General features: G+C 36.7%; 16 protein-coding genes. 11 read left to right on the forward strand and 5 right to left on the reverse strand.

Translation table 11 applies throughout. The annotated features are described in order from the left end of the window. Positions 1 to 198 precede the first annotated feature (198 nt). From H4J62_RS07735 to H4J62_RS07755, 5 genes are all read left to right on the forward strand, one after another. Positions 199 to 2,190 (forward strand): hypothetical protein, encoded by a 1,992-nt coding sequence (locus H4J62_RS07735; protein WP_182215420.1) that lies wholly within the window; start codon positions 199 to 201, stop codon positions 2,188 to 2,190. A 550-nt stretch (positions 2,191 to 2,740) separates the two neighbouring features. Continuing rightward, positions 2,741 to 3,562, forward strand: coding sequence for a transporter substrate-binding domain-containing protein (locus H4J62_RS07740; protein WP_310733525.1), 822 nt, complete (start codon positions 2,741 to 2,743; stop codon positions 3,560 to 3,562). A 153-nt stretch (positions 3,563 to 3,715) separates the two neighbouring features. Further along, positions 3,716 to 4,657, forward strand: a complete 942-nt coding sequence (locus tag H4J62_RS07745) for a DUF2785 domain-containing protein (protein WP_182215418.1) — start codon at positions 3,716 to 3,718, stop codon at positions 4,655 to 4,657. Positions 4,658 to 4,771: 114 nt separating this feature from the next. Continuing rightward, positions 4,772 to 5,359, forward strand: coding sequence for an LURP-one-related/scramblase family protein (locus H4J62_RS07750; RefSeq protein WP_182215416.1), 588 nt, complete (start codon positions 4,772 to 4,774; stop codon positions 5,357 to 5,359). Between the two features lie 22 nt (positions 5,360 to 5,381). Beyond that, positions 5,382 to 6,335: a glyoxylate/hydroxypyruvate reductase A gene (locus tag H4J62_RS07755; protein WP_182215414.1), complete on the forward strand. Its 954-nt coding sequence runs from the start codon at positions 5,382 to 5,384 to the stop codon at positions 6,333 to 6,335. A gap of 85 nt (positions 6,336 to 6,420) precedes the next feature. Here H4J62_RS07755 and H4J62_RS07760 read toward each other — a convergent pair whose 3' ends face one another. From H4J62_RS07760 to lgt, 3 genes are all read right to left on the reverse strand, one after another. Beyond that, the gene (locus H4J62_RS07760; protein ID WP_182215412.1) at positions 6,421 to 7,353 is read right to left on the reverse strand and encodes an exopolyphosphatase; all 933 of its coding nucleotides are present in this window, start codon (positions 7,351 to 7,353) and stop codon (positions 6,421 to 6,423) included. Positions 7,354 to 7,983: 630 nt separating this feature from the next. Further along, a complete protein-coding gene (locus tag H4J62_RS07770) occupies positions 7,984 to 8,820 on the reverse strand; it encodes a ribonuclease H family protein (protein WP_182215410.1) in 837 nt (278 codons plus the stop codon). A gap of 13 nt (positions 8,821 to 8,833) precedes the next feature. Next, positions 8,834 to 9,622: a prolipoprotein diacylglyceryl transferase gene (gene lgt, locus H4J62_RS07775; RefSeq protein WP_070376208.1), complete on the reverse strand. Its 789-nt coding sequence runs from the start codon at positions 9,620 to 9,622 to the stop codon at positions 8,834 to 8,836. A gap of 108 nt (positions 9,623 to 9,730) precedes the next feature. On the opposite strand from lgt, the gene H4J62_RS07780 reads away from it, so the two are divergent. The 4 genes from H4J62_RS07780 (at position 9,731) to H4J62_RS07795 (ending at position 12,185) form a co-directional block, all read left to right on the forward strand. Further along, positions 9,731 to 10,648, forward strand: coding sequence for an aldo/keto reductase family oxidoreductase (locus H4J62_RS07780; RefSeq protein ID WP_182215408.1), 918 nt, complete (start codon positions 9,731 to 9,733; stop codon positions 10,646 to 10,648). A 160-nt stretch (positions 10,649 to 10,808) separates the two neighbouring features. Further along, a complete protein-coding gene (locus tag H4J62_RS07785) occupies positions 10,809 to 11,390 on the forward strand; it encodes a DUF2975 domain-containing protein (protein ID WP_070376210.1) in 582 nt (193 codons plus the stop codon). Beyond that, positions 11,390 to 11,599, forward strand: a complete 210-nt coding sequence (locus H4J62_RS07790) for a helix-turn-helix transcriptional regulator (RefSeq protein ID WP_070376211.1) — start codon at positions 11,390 to 11,392, stop codon at positions 11,597 to 11,599. Before H4J62_RS07785 ends, H4J62_RS07790 begins: the two co-directional genes overlap by 1 nt. Before the next feature lie 13 nt (positions 11,600 to 11,612). Further along, positions 11,613 to 12,185, forward strand: coding sequence for an outer membrane beta-barrel protein (locus H4J62_RS07795; RefSeq protein ID WP_182215407.1), 573 nt, complete (start codon positions 11,613 to 11,615; stop codon positions 12,183 to 12,185). Positions 12,186 to 12,205: 20 nt separating this feature from the next. Here the strand turns inward: H4J62_RS07795 and H4J62_RS07800 are convergent, their stop codons facing one another. Further along, complete coding sequence (locus tag H4J62_RS07800; protein WP_182215405.1) at positions 12,206 to 13,474, reverse strand: MFS transporter; 1,269 nt, start codon at positions 13,472 to 13,474, stop codon at positions 12,206 to 12,208. A 141-nt stretch (positions 13,475 to 13,615) separates the two neighbouring features. Here H4J62_RS07800 and recR point away from each other — a divergent pair, with 141 nt between their 5' ends. Both recR and htpG read left to right on the forward strand, forming a co-directional pair. After that, positions 13,616 to 14,221 (forward strand): recombination mediator RecR, encoded by a 606-nt coding sequence (gene recR, locus H4J62_RS07805; protein ID WP_070376214.1) that lies wholly within the window; start codon positions 13,616 to 13,618, stop codon positions 14,219 to 14,221. A 178-nt stretch (positions 14,222 to 14,399) separates the two neighbouring features. Continuing rightward, entirely contained in the window at positions 14,400 to 16,361 is a 1,962-nt protein-coding gene (gene htpG / locus H4J62_RS07810) for a molecular chaperone HtpG (RefSeq protein WP_070376215.1), read from the forward strand. Between the two features lie 66 nt (positions 16,362 to 16,427). Here htpG and H4J62_RS07815 read toward each other — a convergent pair whose 3' ends face one another. Continuing rightward, entirely contained in the window at positions 16,428 to 16,874 is a 447-nt protein-coding gene (locus H4J62_RS07815) for a DUF255 domain-containing protein (RefSeq protein WP_182215404.1), read from the reverse strand. Positions 16,875 to 16,997 lie beyond the last annotated feature (123 nt).

A 16,997-nucleotide genomic window follows, 5' to 3' on the forward strand; every position in this document is an offset into this window, starting at 1 on the left:
TTGTCAGATAACTGGTATGTTAATTAAGTCGTCCAATGTTATATCCTATTTTTATTTATTATTAACATCAATAATTACACTAAGGTTGTTAACTGTTATTTAATTATGTGTTAACATTTTCGCTCTATTGAAGGGAATTCGATACGACAAAGATTGTTTAATTCTATTTCCCTTCTAAATTTTAAAAGGAAAGTAAAATTGAAGTATGTAAATCTAGTGATGATAAGCGTTTCTTTATGTTTATTAACAGCATGTTTAGAAGTAGAAAACGACAATAATAACGAAGATGTAGTGCAAGCAATCCAAGCACAAAATGAAATTCTTAGTGGCACTAACAACTCTATCAATCCTGGTACTCCTGCCGCTTCTGTTGCATTAACGGGTATCGTTGTTAATGCATTAGATAATCAAGCCGTATCAGCCACGAACATTACAATTATTGCCGCTGATGTTGTCCTCGTCGATAGCGTTAGCTTCAACGGTGGCGAGTTTAAACTAGAAAACCTTCCTGCTAATTCTGATATTGAAATGATTATTGAAAGTAGCAATAATGAATTTTTATCACGTGCATATTTCATTAATACGGGTCATTCAAATGCAGTCAATACGGCCAATGATTTTGGTCAATTTGAAGTTTCTACAGCTAAAGATATGCAAATAACTGTTATTAATAAAACATCAGGATTGCCTCTTACTGGATTAGCGTTTAAAGCTTCATCTCATTATGGGACTAGTTCAAGGTCAAATAAGTATCAACACCACTCGACTTATAATGAAGCCAATGGCGTTTACCATATCACCATACCAAAGTTTCTCAATATTATGGTTAGAGCCAACTTAGATCTCAATCAAGATGGTGAAATAGATTATAACTCTGAGTTAAATAACAACATTAATAGCAATGATTTATATTTTTTATCATCGAATACTGATGAATCATTAACGCTTTATGTTGAAGAAAAAATGCCGCTAAAAGAGATCGAATTTCGCATTACAATGATTGATGCAAGTGCGAATGTTATTTTAGGTGCTGAGTTATTCTCAACAGATTCTGCGGGTACACAGACGACTTCTACTTTTGATGCAGCAACAGAACAGTATGTGATTTCAGCAATGTTTGGCGATTACTCACGAGTAGAAATCCCTTCATTTATGGCAAACGATATCTCTTATCAAAGTGCTTCAATATCACTGAATAAGAACGATGATGACAGCTTAAGAGTCAACATTTCAGGTGCTTTAGAAAACTGTTGTTATAATATCGCTAATACTGACGTTGTTGAGTTAGCGGTTATGCCAAGAGTTGTTACTAATGATAGCTCTTCTTTAGAGGTCGTTATTGCGGCAAATGAAGTAAATTATATCGATAAAAGTTTCAGTGTATTCTACTCTCAAGCTATTACCGCATCAGCAAGTAGCCTATCACTTACTAATACTTCTGGTTTTACCGTTGTTAAAGGTAATGATTCATCGACTGATGTTATTTTACCCGGTACTACAGTTGTTAGTGGCATGGTAGATATTCCTGTTTCATTTGAGATGAGTTTAAATGACACCAAACTTACGATTACGCCGGTTAACTCTTTGCCTAAAGGTCAAAATTACCAATACAATGTCGGTAACTTAGTTGTGAAGTCTACAGAAAAATCTGTCGATGTTAATAATGATTCACTTTCGTTTTATATCGAAAATAATGATGACTTTGATATTAATGACGTACATTTAGATAACAATAATTTTACCAGCAACGGAAATGCGATTACTCTCTCCAATTCAGCGGGTGATAGTTCTTCACCTTCAAATTATGATCGCAGTGTTTATTTATATCTACCATCATCAATTGAAACGTTACAAAGCTTTTCAATGCGTCTTTACTCGGTAACAGAAGACGGCGTCAGTTATAATTCAGTAAGAAATTTTACTCTTGTTAGAGATAGTAATACTTATAATGTTTCACGATTGGGACTAGTCAAACTTGCTGAAAATGAAACATTAATTACCGAAAGTCTTCAAACGTCGATTGAAACAGGAACCGCTCAATCAGACAATCAGAAAGTTTACCGCGCCTCAACGTCTATATACGCTTCTGATGATTTAGATAGCTCGGAAAATAGTCTAACGTTTGAATATGCTTATCAAACAAAAGCGGGTGACATTGTTACGGGTACTATTAGTATCCCGGTACAATAAATATCAGTGATGATTATTTTATATCAGTAAGTTTAGTCTGATTAATTCACCTTTAAAACCCGCTAACTAGCGGGTTTTTTATTTTAAAGCTAGCTTGTCTTGTCGCCGCTTTAGTCTTGTGAATAAAACACTAGGTCAGAGTGAAAAATATTACGTGTTGTTCATTGCGTAAGTCTCTAATATGCAACCTAGAGAATGAAAAGGTAGGCCTATGACTAAACCACGACTCGCATGACGTGAAGTCATGCCTAAGCTAAAACGAGTATCACGTGACCGGTCTAGTTAATCGAACAGCAGGCTTTTATGTTTAAATTTTGCCCCGATTGTTAACCTTTTGCGATATTGTTATGTGCCACTAGATAGCTATTATATCTGACTGAGCAAAGCATGCCGGGCCACATTTTAAGGTTTTACTTGTCATTTTACCCGCCAATTTATATTATGGTCTTATCGAATAGGCTCTGCATAAGTAAAGTTTTCAAGAAAAACAAGGAGGTCGTTACCAAAAGGATTATACTTTATAAGCATTAATTTGAAGGTGGTGGTCCAAGTGAAAGTAATATCCAGTCTTTATTTTTTACTTATTGGTATATGCTTCATTTTGATGGTATCTCCAAATGTACTTGCTCACTCAATAGTTACCCCTACTAATATTTCATATGATAATTCAGCCATTAATCCAAAGCATAGTTATCTATTACTGCCTAAAGCTCTCCACTACAATTTTGCTTCTATTGAATTACTGATTGAACAAGAAGTCGGTCGGATTGTTTTACCTCTAATTTATAAAAATATTGGAATAGATATTACTATTACGCCTTTACCCGCTAAAAGAGCGGAATTGTTAGCGAGTATAGGCCAAAGTGATGGCGAAATAATGAGAATTTGGTCCTACGCAGATGAAAACAAAGAAATGATCAGAGTTCCTACTCCTTATTATTCTTTGCAAACTATGCCATTTAGCCTAGCAAGTAAGCAGCTCAATATTGTCAGTAAAGATGATTTAAAAAAATATAAATTGGCCAAAATTAGAGGTGTAAAACACACCGATAATATAACGAATGGCTTAAGTAATGTTGTCGAAATGAATAGCACTGAAAATATGTTTAAAATATTACAAAGTGGTCTAGTTGATGTTGTCTTGACCAATACTATAGACGGTCAGCTAATCTTGAAAAGGTTGGGTTACCAAAACATAATTCCTGCAAAAAAGCCATTAGCTTTTTTTCCTCTTTATCATTATATACATCAGAAAAATAAAAATTTGGTTGCTCTTATTAACCAAGAAATAATGCGTCTGCAACAAAGTGGTGAATTAGAAACGTTAATTGCCTTAGCTGAAAAGCAAGTCATCAGTTTAAACCACCAATGATTGCTATATGCAAACTCTGTTAATTACTATCGTTCTTAAATCCTTTCTCAATACAACCCACTAACGTCTTCATTTTATGTTTATTTTGCCGATGTGGTGGTATCCTGATGTGCTTATTTTTAAGATAATTAAATAACTTTAAAAGGATGTAAAATGAAATTTTCATTAAAAATACCAATAATATTAATGCTTTTTATCAGTAGCTCTGCCTTCTCTGCTAATGAAGTATTGATCAATGCGCAGCAAGTCAATAAACAGTGTTTATCGAAGCAATGGCATAAAAAAAATCTACTACAACTCAAAGAAGATAAATTTACCCTTGAAAACAAAGCAGATAAAGAAGCTTTAGCACTACAATTACTGGCTTGTTTAGCAAGCCCAGATGCTGAAATAAGAGATGGTGTCGCTTTTGAAGCATTAAGTTATTGGTTGCGAAACGAACACCTTAGCCAAGCAATACATATTAAAATTTTTAACTACTTAACTCGTGTTTTAGAATCGAAAGTAACTGACACCTTTGGTGTCTATCAGTCATTCTCAATCTTGGTATTAGCTGAAGTGGTTCGTGTCGATAGGCACTCACCTTTTTTAACCGCTGACCAAAGAGACTATTTAGTCAATGTCGGTACGAGTTTTTTAACTAATGTAAAAGATTATCGCGGTTTTTCAACTAAAACTGGCTGGCAACATAGTATCGCTCACGCTGCAGACCTTATGCTGCAATTGGCGTTAAACCCTAAAGTTAACAAAGCGCAACTCGATAAGATACTGGTCGCTTTAGCTAGCCAACTTACTGCTAATGATCAACATTCATATATTCAAGGAGAGTCAAAACGTATCGCTATGGCTGTTATATATGTTTTTTTACGAGAACAATACTCTGCTGATGATTTTAACCTTTGGCTTATTAAAGTGGTTGTTCCTGCTCCTTTCAATCAATGGCAAGATGTTTATCAAAGTGAACAAGGGTTAATTAAATTACATAACACACAGAGTTTTTTATACGCGTTATATGCCACAATAAAACCCAGTAAGAATAAAGTATTAACTGAAATGTCTACCTATTTAGAGCAAGTGATTAAAGCGACTAAATAACGTCAATTTGTATGGTTTAATGGTAATTTCAATCAATATAAAAGCAAAGACAACTATTATCATCAATGATTTTCGTAATAACAACAATAGCTAAACTCACGGAGTGAGCGTTTAATGAATACTAGAATTAATAAGAATACTTATATAATCAAAGAGCATGTTGGCCTATTTAAAGCGGCAAATAATTACGACATTTATGATCCTGAAACAGGGGATATCATCATGGAATGTCGAGAGCCTAATTTAGGCTTTTTTACTAAAATGCTGCGTTTCACTGACTACAAAACCATGACACCTTTTGATGTTCAAATACGTACGCCTGACGATCAGCGTATCATCCGAATTCAGCGTGGTATCTCTTTATTTATTTCAAAAGTAACTGTTTTTGATTGTGACGGTAATGCGGTTGGTTACTTTAAACAAAAATTATTTTCAATCGGTGGAAAATTCGATATCTTTGATAACCAAGACCAACTTGTCTGTCAGTTAAAGGGCAACTGGGTTGGTTGGAATTTTCGCTTTATGGATGGCAATGATGAACTTGCTCATATATCGAAAGAATGGGGTGGCATAGGTAAAGAGTTATTTACCAGTGCAGACAATTACGCATTAGAAATTTCTGCTGATGTTCCTGAAGATCACCCGATTAGAAAGTTGATCCTTGCTGCCGTAATGTGTATTGATATGGTTTTAAAAGAATAATGCTAAGAGGAAACATTTAACAATGGCTGTTATTACTTTTGTTAGTCAACTTGCCCAGCAAGAGCAGGATGCTTGGTTAGCGCTATTATCAACTAAGCTGCCAAATGAAGCAATTAAGCTTGATAAAGACTTGTCTGTTGAGCAAAAGCTTCAATGCGAAATCGCTATTGTTGCTAATCCAGATGCTAATATCTTGTCTCAATACCCCAAACTCATATGGGTACAGAGCCTATGGGCAGGGGTCGATGCGCTAGTTTCGCAATTAAGTGATAATAAACCAACGCCAAGTTTTAAACTTGTGCGTTTAATTGATCCAATATTAGCGCAAACCATGAGTGAGGCGGTCTTAACTTGGGTGCTTTATTTACATCGTGATATGCCAAAATACTTACAACAACAAAAATCAGCGCAGTGGCTACAACATCGCTATTTACTGCCACAAGAGCGCACCTTAGGTATTTTAGGTTTAGGTCAATTAGGTAAGTTGAGCGCGTTACGTTTGCATGAAAATGGCTTTAATGTGCTTGGTTGGAGTCAAAGTGATAAGTTAATTAATGGCATTACATGCTATTCAGGAGACGAGGGATTAGTGACTATGGTTAGGCAAACAGATATCTTAATTTGTTTACTACCACTTACTTCAGCGACCTACCAACTCATCAACGATGATCTGCTGACAAACCTACCGCAAGGCGCCAGTATTATTAACTTTGCTCGAGGGGGTATCGTCGCTAATCACGACCTTATTAATCACTTAGCCAATGGCAATCTTGAACATGCAATTCTAGATGTTTTTGAACAAGAGCCTTTAGATAAAAGTGATGATTTATGGTCGAATGAAAAAATAACGGTTCTTCCCCATATTTCTGCGCCGACACATTTTGAAAGTGCAGGTGAAATAGTGACCAAGAACATTAAACAATATCGAAGTAACGACCAGATACCTTTTTATATTGACTGGAATAAAGGCTATTAATATTTTTGATTAGCGATTTACTATTACCATCATTTTTGACGGCAATAGTAAGCTATTATTGAGCCGTGAGTCTGACTAATGCGACTTAGCCATCGGCATTAATCGTCGCAATAAGTTCGGCAAGGCAAGCTTCATTTTGATCATGTGGAACTTGACAGGTTCCCGCCGCATTATGCCCACCACCATTGTATTTCAACATAAGTTCACCGACATTTGTTTTTGCACTGCGATCAAAAATAGATTTACCGGTAGCAAAAACAGTATTTTGTTTTTTAAGCCCCCACATAACATGAATTGAAATATTACATTGTGGAAATAAGGCATAAATAACAAAACGATTACCCGAGTAAATAATTTCTTCTTCTCTTAAGTCCAGCACAACTAAGTTATTGTGTACGGTTGCACAGCGCTTAATTTGCTCTTTAAATTTTTCTTCATGCTCAAAATAAAGATCGGTGCGTTCCTTAACATCAGGGAGTGCGAGTAATTGGTCAATGTTGTGATCTTTACCAAAATCAATTAAGTCCATCATCAGTTCATAGTTCGAAATCCGAAACTCTCTGAAGCGGCCTAAACCTGTGCGTGAGTCCATAATGAAATTAAGTAATTCCCATCGCTTGGCATGCAAAACTTCTTCTTTATTAAATTGTGCTGAATCACCTTTATCTACCGCTTCCATCATGCTTGTCCAACTTGCGGGGAAAGTTTCTAGGCCACCGTAGTAGTCATAAACAACGCGAGCAGCTGAAGGCGCATCAGGGTCGATAACATGGTTATCTCGTTTTTTATTACGAAGTGTTTCACTATGATGGTGATCAAAAGCGATATGAACACCGTCAACATAAGGTAAGTTGGTGGAAATATCATCTGGCCCAACCGCTATCTTTCCGTCTTGCATATCTTTGGGGTGAACAAAGAGAATACCGTCAACTAAATTAATATGTTTGAGTAAAATAGCACAAACTAAACCATCAAAATCACTACGTGTTACTAAACGGTATTTTTTATTATCCGACATTTATTATCTCCATTATATAGATTTTTACACTCTGTTATTTAACACTATATTGTTTATATAAGCATAATTAAAGTAGATTAATGCGCGGAATCAACTTTAAGGTTAAATAAAGTGCTTTATGTGTAGATTATTTTATTTATGATTCTTTTATCTCGATTCTATTTGAAAAGTTTATGCCTAGGTTTAATTTTCTATGTATTGCTCTCGCATTAACCTAATGAACAAACCAAGCTGTAAGTCATTTCAGACCAGTTAGCATCCTCCTGCACGGCTTCTTTTAAAATAATGACTTGTGATCGGCTCTATATTTTTGCTTAATACAAGGGTAATCTTACTGGAATAGCTTTATGAGTCTCTGCAAAACTTGTTATATCTGCTTGGACGTTATTCATACCTAATTGGGAGAATATACAAGATATTGTATGATTTGAGAGATTGATAATGGCTACGTTTCTGATAAGAAATAGAATGTTGAGTATAGCTTAGATTGAGCAAAGCACCGAAAAATTTAAGTAAAGTAGGAAAAAAGAAACAATTGAATATCGTTGCATTTTTCCTATTTATTTTGAGGTTATGCGGCATTTAACCAATGAGAACGTTGACTATATGGCCGCATTATATATTGATCTATTATCCCGCTTCGGTTGCTAATATTTCGCGAATATTTATTGTTTGCTGATATTGTACAAAATTCATTTCTTGTGACGTTCTGGCAAGTACAGCCATGCGATCGGCGAGCTCATTACCTTCAATATTCGCGTGACCTTTAACATGAGTAATAGCAATATGTTTTTTAATTTCTTGATAGAGTGTATAGCAAACCTTGACTAACTCTGGATTTTTAATCGCTTCGCCATTTGCTTTTTTCCAACCTTTATTTTTCCATCCTGTTGCCCATTTCGTGATGCTGTCGATGGAGTATTTTGAATCAGACAGTACTTGAATGGTTCTACCAGGATTAGCTTCAATATAAGCTTTCGCCAATTTAAAGGCTTGTAACATTCCAATTAACTCAGCGGTGTTATTAGTACCATTGGCGTTATAGGCACCATACCAAAGGCTATGAATTTCACCTTGATGATAAACAGCGACACCAGTCCCTGATTTTCCAGGGTTGGGCGAACACGCACCATCACAATAAATATCGATATTAGCTTTAGTGACTTCACGATCGCTGCGTACTGTGCTGCCAGCAGGTTTTGCTGAAGCTGTTGCTCGACTCAATGATGAACTTGCGGTTTTAGCCGCAGCGGGGTATTCAGCTCCGTTGCGTGGTGGTGTTTTTAAGGATCGCTGGGTTAATGCTTTGGTGTAAGTTGACTTAAAAGCGGCTTCTGCTTCAACTTGTGAAGGAAACCCCATAAATTGAGCATCAGCACGCCCTGATGTTACGGATTGAACCGTTGTCCAGTTGTCAAAGACACCTGTTTTTGATCCTTTCCAAACCACGTAATATTTTTTACTCATTATGCTACTCAGTTTATTTTAGTTTGTTCTTGGCAGATAACGACCATATTAATAAAACGATACCAGCGATAAAAAATGGAATACTCAGCATTTGCCCGGTATTTAACGCCCAAATCGACTCATAAGCAGCTTGTTTAACTTTTACTGACTCAATTAAAAATCGAGCGGTGAAGGTTAATATTAAAAATAAGCCTAATAATGAACCCTTAGGCGTTTTATCTTTTGATTTTTTATAGATAAAGAAGAGAATAATAAAAATCAGTAAATACGCAATCGCTTCATAAAGTTGCGCAGGGTGGCGAGGTATATTATCAATACGCGCGAAAATAATAGCCCAAGGCGCATCACTGGCAACGCCTAATATTTCAGAGTTAACAAAGTTAGCTGAACGAACAAATACACCAAAGAGTGCGGTACAAATAGCTAATCGGTCGAGCAGCCATAAATAGTTTTCTTGATACTTTCTTGCGTATATACCTAATGCAATAATAAGTCCTAAACCGCCGCCATGGCTAGCAAGACCACCTTCCCAAATGGCCAGTATCTTTAAAGGATTAGCAAAGTAATATTGAGGATCGTAAAAAAAACAATGGCCTAAGCGAGCACCAATAATTATACCAAATACAGAATACATCAGTAAGTTGTCCAGAGCCTCTAGGTTTTTGTGCTCTGTTTGATACACCCATTTCATCACCTGTAAACCCGATATGATAGCGGCAGCAAATAGCGCGCCATACCAATGAACGCTTAAAGGACCTATAGAAAGTAAAACTGGATCAATATCCCAAATAAAATGTTGCAATGAAAAAACCTTATTTATACGTATGCAGTGATTGAGTTGTTGATGAACAACAACCATAAAGTCGCTATTATGTCAGTCAATTAGCGATAAAACGAGAGCAAAGTTGTAATGAAAAATTATAGTTTAGGTAAGAGCGAACTCCAGTCATCACGATTAATCTATGGTTGTATGCGAATTGCAGGTGATCAATCAGTTAATGATATCGATAAAGGCAAACGTGCGGTGCAGAGCGCGATTGATGCAGGCTACAATCATTTTGATCATGCTGACATTTATGGTGGAGGGGCAAGTGAACAATTATTTGGTGAATTGTTAAAGCAATTACCGCACTTGCGAGAAAAGATGATCCTTACCTCCAAAGCAAGTATTCGTCCAAAAAACAATGAAAATACTTATGCGCCAACACGCTATGATTTTAGCAAAGCATATATTTTATCGAGTGTAGAAGGTTCTTTAAAGCGTTTGCATACTGAGCAACTCGATCTTTTCTTATTACATCGCCCTGATTATTTATTTGATATTAATGAAGTCGCCGAAACCTTTAAACAACTCAAAGACAGCGGTAAAGTTGCGCATTTTGGCGTAAGTAACTTTAAACCCTCACAAGTAGCGATGTTACAAAGTGCATTAGATTTACCGTTATTGGTGAATCAGATAGAAATTAATATTCATAATGTTGATGCGTTAAATGACGGAACTTTGGATCAATGTCAACAAGATAAACTATCGCCAATTGCCTGGTGCCCGTTAGGTGGTGTTGCCTACTCTGCATGGGGGAATACCTTTTCAGTTGAAGATGAACAACGTATCGCCGAGGAGTTAACTTCGCAAGCACAAGTGTATAACTGTCAACCTTGGCAAATTATTCTTGCTTGGTTACTAAAACACCCCGCGAAGATATTTCCTATTATTGGTTCGACCACACCAGAACGAATTATTGCTGCAAAAGTAGCACTAGAACTCAATTATAGCCGTGAAGATTGGTATCGATTATTTGAAGCGAGAAATGGTCAAGCTGTTCCCTAGCGAGGAAGGTGAATCGATATTGAATCGTTTTTCTCGCTAACTAAAGTCAGCGGGTAATTATACAACAGTATTTATTTATCGTTTATCGATAAAAATAGATTGATAAGCATGTTTTTTCTGCTACATTAGGCTTATTGAATAAATTTAGGTTATAAGTTTTATGTTAGCGCATCATAGGATCAGCAAAGTAAGTAAAATAGTTAGGGCACTCGTTGCGCTATTTGTTGTTATGCAAGTTTTCAGCTTTACGTTTTTATTACTATTTGGGGTTAATAATGAAGGCACCTTTGAGCTAACTGACAATTTTTCATTTATTTCTTCAGCGGCCAATATCGACTTTTCAGGTAGTTGGGAAAATTTAGCGTTAGCCTTAACCGATGAAGGTTTTAACGCTTTGCTTATACTAGGCAGTGCAGATTTGTTGCCAAGCCTTTTAATTTATTGGTCTTTGTTTAAGTTATTTGGTTTATATCAGCAGGGTTTAGTATTCACTGTCGCCAATATTCAATGCATTAAAAATATTGGTACTGTGCTATTAGCTTGGATTGCCTTAAAGCTTCTTTATCCGATAGTGGTGACCTTAGTATTACGATTTTCAGGAGCTTCTGATACGTTATCGTTATACATAAGCTTAGGCTCTGATGAGTTAAGATTTTTATTAATTGGTTTAGTGATATACGTGATAGCTTGGATAATGAGCGAAGCGACTAGCTTGCATCAAGAGCAGGAGTTAGTTATCTAGTGGCTATGATTATAGAACTGGACGTTATGCTAGCAAAACGTAAAATGAAATTAAACGATCTTGCTTTGTCAGTAGGCATAACGCCACAAAACTTATCTGTACTTAAAAGTGGTCGAGCAAAAGCGATACGGTTTTCAACGCTTGAAGCCATTTGCCAAACACTAGATTGTCAGCCAGGCGATATTTTACTTTATGAAAAAGATCAATAAACAAGGAATGAAGATGAACAAATCTATAGCGATAATGATTACCTGTGGAGCCTTAGTGGGTCACCTAGTAAGCTTTTCGGCAATAGCAACTGATGAGGAATCGTATGCTTTTGTTGGTTTTGGTCTAAGCCATTATGATAATTTAGCTAACTTAGCCTTAAGTGAGACTCAAATTGATCTTGTTCCTGAAGTTTATCTTGGTGTAGGTAAGCGTTATCAATTGAATGACGACTGGCAGCTAGCGACAGAGGTTTCAATTCATTATGCCAAAGCACATTTTAGTGGCTTAGCTGAAAATGTTGACGCCAATCATTTATCTAAAGAACGGCAAGTTTCTTCGGGTAATTATCAATCACTGGGATTATGGGCAACTTCTCGTTTTAACTATGTTAGCTTAAGTGATAATGTCTCACCATTTATTGAACTAGCCCTTGGCGCGGTGCAAACGAACCAGAGTGCACTTTTTGGTGAAGAAAAAAATCAGCAGATTGCTTATAAAGCAATCGCTGGTCTAGAGTTTGAGGTAGCTGACAAAATGACTTTTTCTATTGGCGTTGGTCTTTCAGACAACGATGACCACCTGTAAATAAGTCGATGCTATTATTGCTAAGATTTAGCTGCCTTGTTGGTGGCTTTTTTTCTGTCTTTAATATAGTAAAACCAAGTTACTGCAAAGAGTATGGCAATAAAGGGCATACTCGTAAGAACTACTGTATGCCAACCCGCTTTAAATAAAACCCAACCAGCGAGTAACGATGCAGTTGCTTGTAAACCAAAAATAATAAAGTCATTAATTGCTTGTACTTTGTGTCGTTCACTCGGCTTATAACTTTGCGGCAGTAAGGTTGTTCCGGTCAAAAACAAAAAATTCCAACCTATGCCTAATAAAATCAGTGCCCACCAATAGTGCATAACCTGCTCGCCAGAAAGTGCCACAACAGCGACTAACGCATAAATCACTGTGCCAATTAACATTAAGCTTTTCAAGCCGATTCTTTTTACTAACCAAGCGGTAAAAAGTGAAGGGATAAACATCGCGGCAATATGGCTTTGAATTACCCATTTTGTCTCGTGTAAGCTATGACCGCTCATCTGGTGCATGCTCAAGGGGGTTGCTGTCATTAAGTAACTCATTAAGGCAAAACCAATGGCCGCTGATAATATTGCAATAATAAAAATAGGTTGTTTGATAATTTCACTCAATGGGCGAGTGTCGCCCACTTGTTGATGAGATTCAATCTGGGTGTTTTTAAAATTCAGCATAATAATCATCGCACAAACGATTAATCCGGCTAACACTAAAAATGAGCCAGCATATCCATAGGGAGATGCTAACCAATCTTTCGCGACTACGGCTATTTCAGGGCCTAGAAAAGCGGAAAAAATGCCACTTAGCATTAAAATCGACAACACGGTTGGAATATCTTTATCGTCCTTAATACTCTCAATTGCTGCAAAACGTAATTGCTGGATAAATGAGGTACTAATACCAAAGAGTAAACCAGCAAAGACAAAGAGTTCAAAGTTAGCAATAAGTGCAGAGACCATTGCCGTTAAGGTCGCAACTAAACCAACACTATAACCGGTAAAAATCGCAAAGCGGCGACCTTTATTTTTTGCCAACATAGCCGCAGGAATAGCACCACAGGCTACCCCTAAAATCATCACGGTAACGGGGAGGGTCGCTAAAGAAGGATCACTTGCCATACGGGTCGACAATATACCGCCAATAAAAACAATCACCGGTGATGCCGCCATAACAAGGGGTTGGGCAATAAAAAGCAGCCAAATGTTTTTAGGTAAAGTGAAATATCGTGATAAGAAAAAAGCGCTGACAATGAGTAAGGCTAAGGTAATAAAAATATTGGATAACATAGCGATTCGTTTTGATAATTATTCTTGGACTATCATAGCGTATTATTTTTAGTGACGAGAGAATAATTTATCTTGGTTTTTATGCTTCAACTGATAAACTGCCTGCGTTGAAAATTAGCTAAACATTGTTTTAAGGTTGTTATGAAATTTAGTCCACTGGTTCAAGAATTAATCAATTCACTTAAATGTTTACCGGGTGTTGGCGCTAAATCGGCGCAGCGTATGGCGTTTCATTTACTTGAACGTAATCGTATTGGCGGCGCTAAGCTTGCGGGTACATTAAAAGTGGCGATGGAAAATATTGGTCATTGTTCACAATGCCGAAATTTTACTGAAGATGATACCTGTGAAATTTGCCAAAGTGCTAAGCGGCTTATAAACCAGCAGCTCTGTATTGTTGAAAGTCCAGGTGATGTTATTGCTATAGAACAAACCGGGGAGTTTCAAGGACGTTATTTTATTTTAATGGGGCACTTATCGCCGCTAGATGGTATTGGACCGGATGATCTTGGCTTAGATATATTAGAGAAACAGCTGGCGACAGATCAGTTTAAGGAAATTATTTTAGCAACCAATCCAACGGTTGAAGGAGAAGCTACCGCACATTTTATTGCCGAACTGGCTAAAAAATATCAAGTGGTTATTTCTCGAATTGCCCATGGTGTGCCTGTTGGTGGTGAACTTGAATATGTTGACGGTAACACCTTATCTCATGCTTTATCAGGACGTAAGAGCTATTCATTCTAATCTTGAGTAAATTTATGCTTTGAACACATATTCAAAGCATATTTTTAAATTTATTTTACCTAAGAAACATCACATTCCCTTGAAATAATTTCTCTTAGCCCCACATGTTATCTATCAACGTGAGCATCATATTTGCATGTTCTCTTTTAAACACCGATAAATGTAGGATATATTTCAAATGTCAGAAACAGGCCAAAAAGAAAATCATCAGTTTGCAACTGATAACGCTAAATTACTTAAATTAATGATCCATTCACTTTACTCAAACAAAGAAATCTTCTTACGTGAGTTAGTGTCAAATGCGGCCGATGCTGCTGACAAACTTCGCTTTAACGCACTATCAAATGCTGATCTATACGAAGGTGATGGTGATTTACGCGTACGTGTTAGTTGCGATAAAGAAAATAATACGCTTACCATTTCTGATAATGGTATTGGTATGACGCATGATCAAATTATTGATCATTTAGGTACTATCGCTAAATCAGGTACGGCTGAGTTTTTCTCGCAACTTTCTGGCGATCAAGCTTCAGACTCACAACTTATTGGTCAATTTGGTGTTGGTTTTTATTCAGCATTTATCGTTGCAGACTCAGTAACTGTGCGTTCTCGCGCTGCTGGTGTTGATGCATCCGAAGGTGTTGAATGGACAAGTGCTGGCGAAGGTGAATTCACCACCGCTAAAATTTCAAAGACTAATCGTGGTACCGATATTATTCTTCACTTAAAAGAAGAAGAGCAAGAATACGCTGACGATTGGCGTTTAAAATCAATAGTCACTAAGTACTCAGATCATATTTCTGTTTCTGTTGAAATGCTAACACCAGCAGTTCCTGGTGTTGAAGCCGTTGCTGAAGTTAAAGATGACGAAGACAATGTTACTGTTCCAGCTGCTGAAGCCGTTGCTGAAGTACCTGCCAAATGGGAACCTGTCAATAAAGCCACTGCATTGTGGACTCGTGAAAAATCAGAAGTTTCTGATGACGAATATAAAGAATTCTACAAGCATGTATCACATGACTTTGGCGACCCACTTGTCTGGGAGCACAATAAAGTAGAAGGTAAAACTGAATATACATCATTACTTTATATTCCAAGCAAAGCGCCATTTGACATGCATAACCGTGAAAAACAACATGGTTTAAAGCTATTTGTTCAACGCGTATTTATAATGGACGACGCTGAACAGTTTATGCCTACATATTTACGTTTTGTAAAAGGTTTATTAGATTCAAATGATTTACCATTAAACGTTTCTCGTGAAATTTTACAAGATAACAAAATTACCCAAGCGATCCGTAAAGGCTGTACTAAACGCGTACTTAAAATGCTTGAAAAACTAGGTAAAAAAGACAAAGAGCAATACCAGTCATTTTGGAACGAGTTTGGTCAAGTATTGAAAGAAGGCCCAGCAGAAGATCAAGGTAATAAAGAGCAAGTTGCAAACTTATTACGCTTTGCCTCAACAGAGCATGATACTGCGGTTCAAAGTGTTTCAATTCCTGAATACGTAGAACGTATGAAAGAAGGACAAGAAAAGATTTACTATGTTGTTGCAGACAGCTTTGAAGCGGCTAAAAACAGCCCACATTTAGAAGTTTTCCGTAAAAAGGGCATTGAAGTATTATTAATGTCTGACCGTATCGATGAATGGTTAGTGAGCCACTTAACAGAAGTTGATGGCAAGCAATTACAATCGGTCACGCGTGGTGGTTTAGACCTAGGTGATATGGAAGATGAAGAATCAAAACAAGCACAAGAAAAACTTGAGCAAGAGTTCGATTCTGTTGTTACCCGTATTAAAACATCATTAGCTGGTAAAGTGAAAGATGTTAAATTGTCGCAACGTTTAACTGATTCTCCAGCTTGTATCGTTGCCGATGAGCACGACATGAGCAGCCAAATGATGAAGCTTATGCAATCAGTTGGACAAGAAGTACCTGACGCATTACCTATCTTCGAAATCAATGCAGAGCATGAGTTAGTAAAACATGTTGCTAATGAAACTGATGATGAAAAATTCAATCAGTGGACGCAAGTATTGTTTGAACAGGCGATGTTAGCTGAGCGTGGTAGCTTAAAAGACCCAGCAAGTTTTGTTGCACGTTTAAACAAATTAATGTTGAGCCTTACTAAGTAAGCTTTTAATATTTCTTAGTGTACAGATTAAAAAAAAAGGAGCTTCGGCTCCTTTTTTATATCTAATTCAGTCTACTTTATTTGTGGCTTTATTTAACAGTGTTTGTAGTTGCTCAACACTTTTATAACCATGACTCAAGGAATATTGGTCACCGCGAACGATCATCACCGCTGGAAATCCTCTAAAAGTAAGCTGCTCACCTTTGTTATCTTTAAGATCGTCAAAAACAAAACTTGAAAGCATAAAGTTGATAGTTTCTCTAACAGGAATAAACTGCTCATTCAATATTTTAGCTAGAGCGGGATCTGTAAAAACATCTTTTTCCATTGCTGCACAGGTTGTACAAAAGCGCATTTTAGCAAAGACAAAAATTGGTTTTGTTGAGTCCATTGCACGCGCGTCTTGATAATTATGCCATTCAACTTGAGTGGTATATAAAGTTGATGAAATACCCGCATAGAGGCTAGGTATTAAAATAATGGCGGCAATTATTGCTATAAAAAATTTATTCATGGGCTTTTCGATAATATAATTGAACAAGTACCCACTAGACCCACTATCTAAGTATATGCTTTCATTTGAGTTCATTAATTTAAAGCTGAACGTTAATACTCAACGCAATATCAAGATGAACGC

It is taken from the genome of Colwellia sp. BRX8-5 (assembly GCF_014077325.1).
Taxonomy (GTDB): Bacteria; Pseudomonadota; Gammaproteobacteria; order Enterobacterales; family Alteromonadaceae; genus Colwellia_A.

What these genes read in the sequence shown, in the direction of transcription:
- H4J62_RS07770 (WP_182215410.1), bottom strand. Translation starts at nt 8,820, where the DNA reads ATGAGTAAAAAATATTACGTGGTTTGGAAAGGATCAAAAACAGGTGTC.
- H4J62_RS07745 (WP_182215418.1), top strand. Translation starts at nt 3,716, where the DNA reads ATGAAATTTTCATTAAAAATACCAATAATATTAATGCTTTTTATCAGT.
- H4J62_RS07795 (WP_182215407.1), top strand. Translation starts at nt 11,613, where the DNA reads ATGAACAAATCTATAGCGATAATGATTACCTGTGGAGCCTTAGTGGGT.
- H4J62_RS07750 (WP_182215416.1), top strand. Translation starts at nt 4,772, where the DNA reads ATGAATACTAGAATTAATAAGAATACTTATATAATCAAAGAGCATGTT.
- H4J62_RS07760 (WP_182215412.1), bottom strand. Translation starts at nt 7,353, where the DNA reads ATGTCGGATAATAAAAAATACCGTTTAGTAACACGTAGTGATTTTGAT.
- H4J62_RS07755 (WP_182215414.1), top strand. Translation starts at nt 5,382, where the DNA reads ATGGCTGTTATTACTTTTGTTAGTCAACTTGCCCAGCAAGAGCAGGAT.
- H4J62_RS07785 (WP_070376210.1), top strand. Translation starts at nt 10,809, where the DNA reads ATGTTAGCGCATCATAGGATCAGCAAAGTAAGTAAAATAGTTAGGGCA.
- H4J62_RS07815 (WP_182215404.1), bottom strand. Translation starts at nt 16,874, where the DNA reads ATGAATAAATTTTTTATAGCAATAATTGCCGCCATTATTTTAATACCT.
- H4J62_RS07780 (WP_182215408.1), top strand. Translation starts at nt 9,731, where the DNA reads ATGAAAAATTATAGTTTAGGTAAGAGCGAACTCCAGTCATCACGATTA.
- H4J62_RS07800 (WP_182215405.1), bottom strand. Translation starts at nt 13,474, where the DNA reads ATGTTATCCAATATTTTTATTACCTTAGCCTTACTCATTGTCAGCGCT.
- htpG (WP_070376215.1), top strand. Translation starts at nt 14,400, where the DNA reads ATGTCAGAAACAGGCCAAAAAGAAAATCATCAGTTTGCAACTGATAAC.
- recR (WP_070376214.1), top strand. Translation starts at nt 13,616, where the DNA reads ATGAAATTTAGTCCACTGGTTCAAGAATTAATCAATTCACTTAAATGT.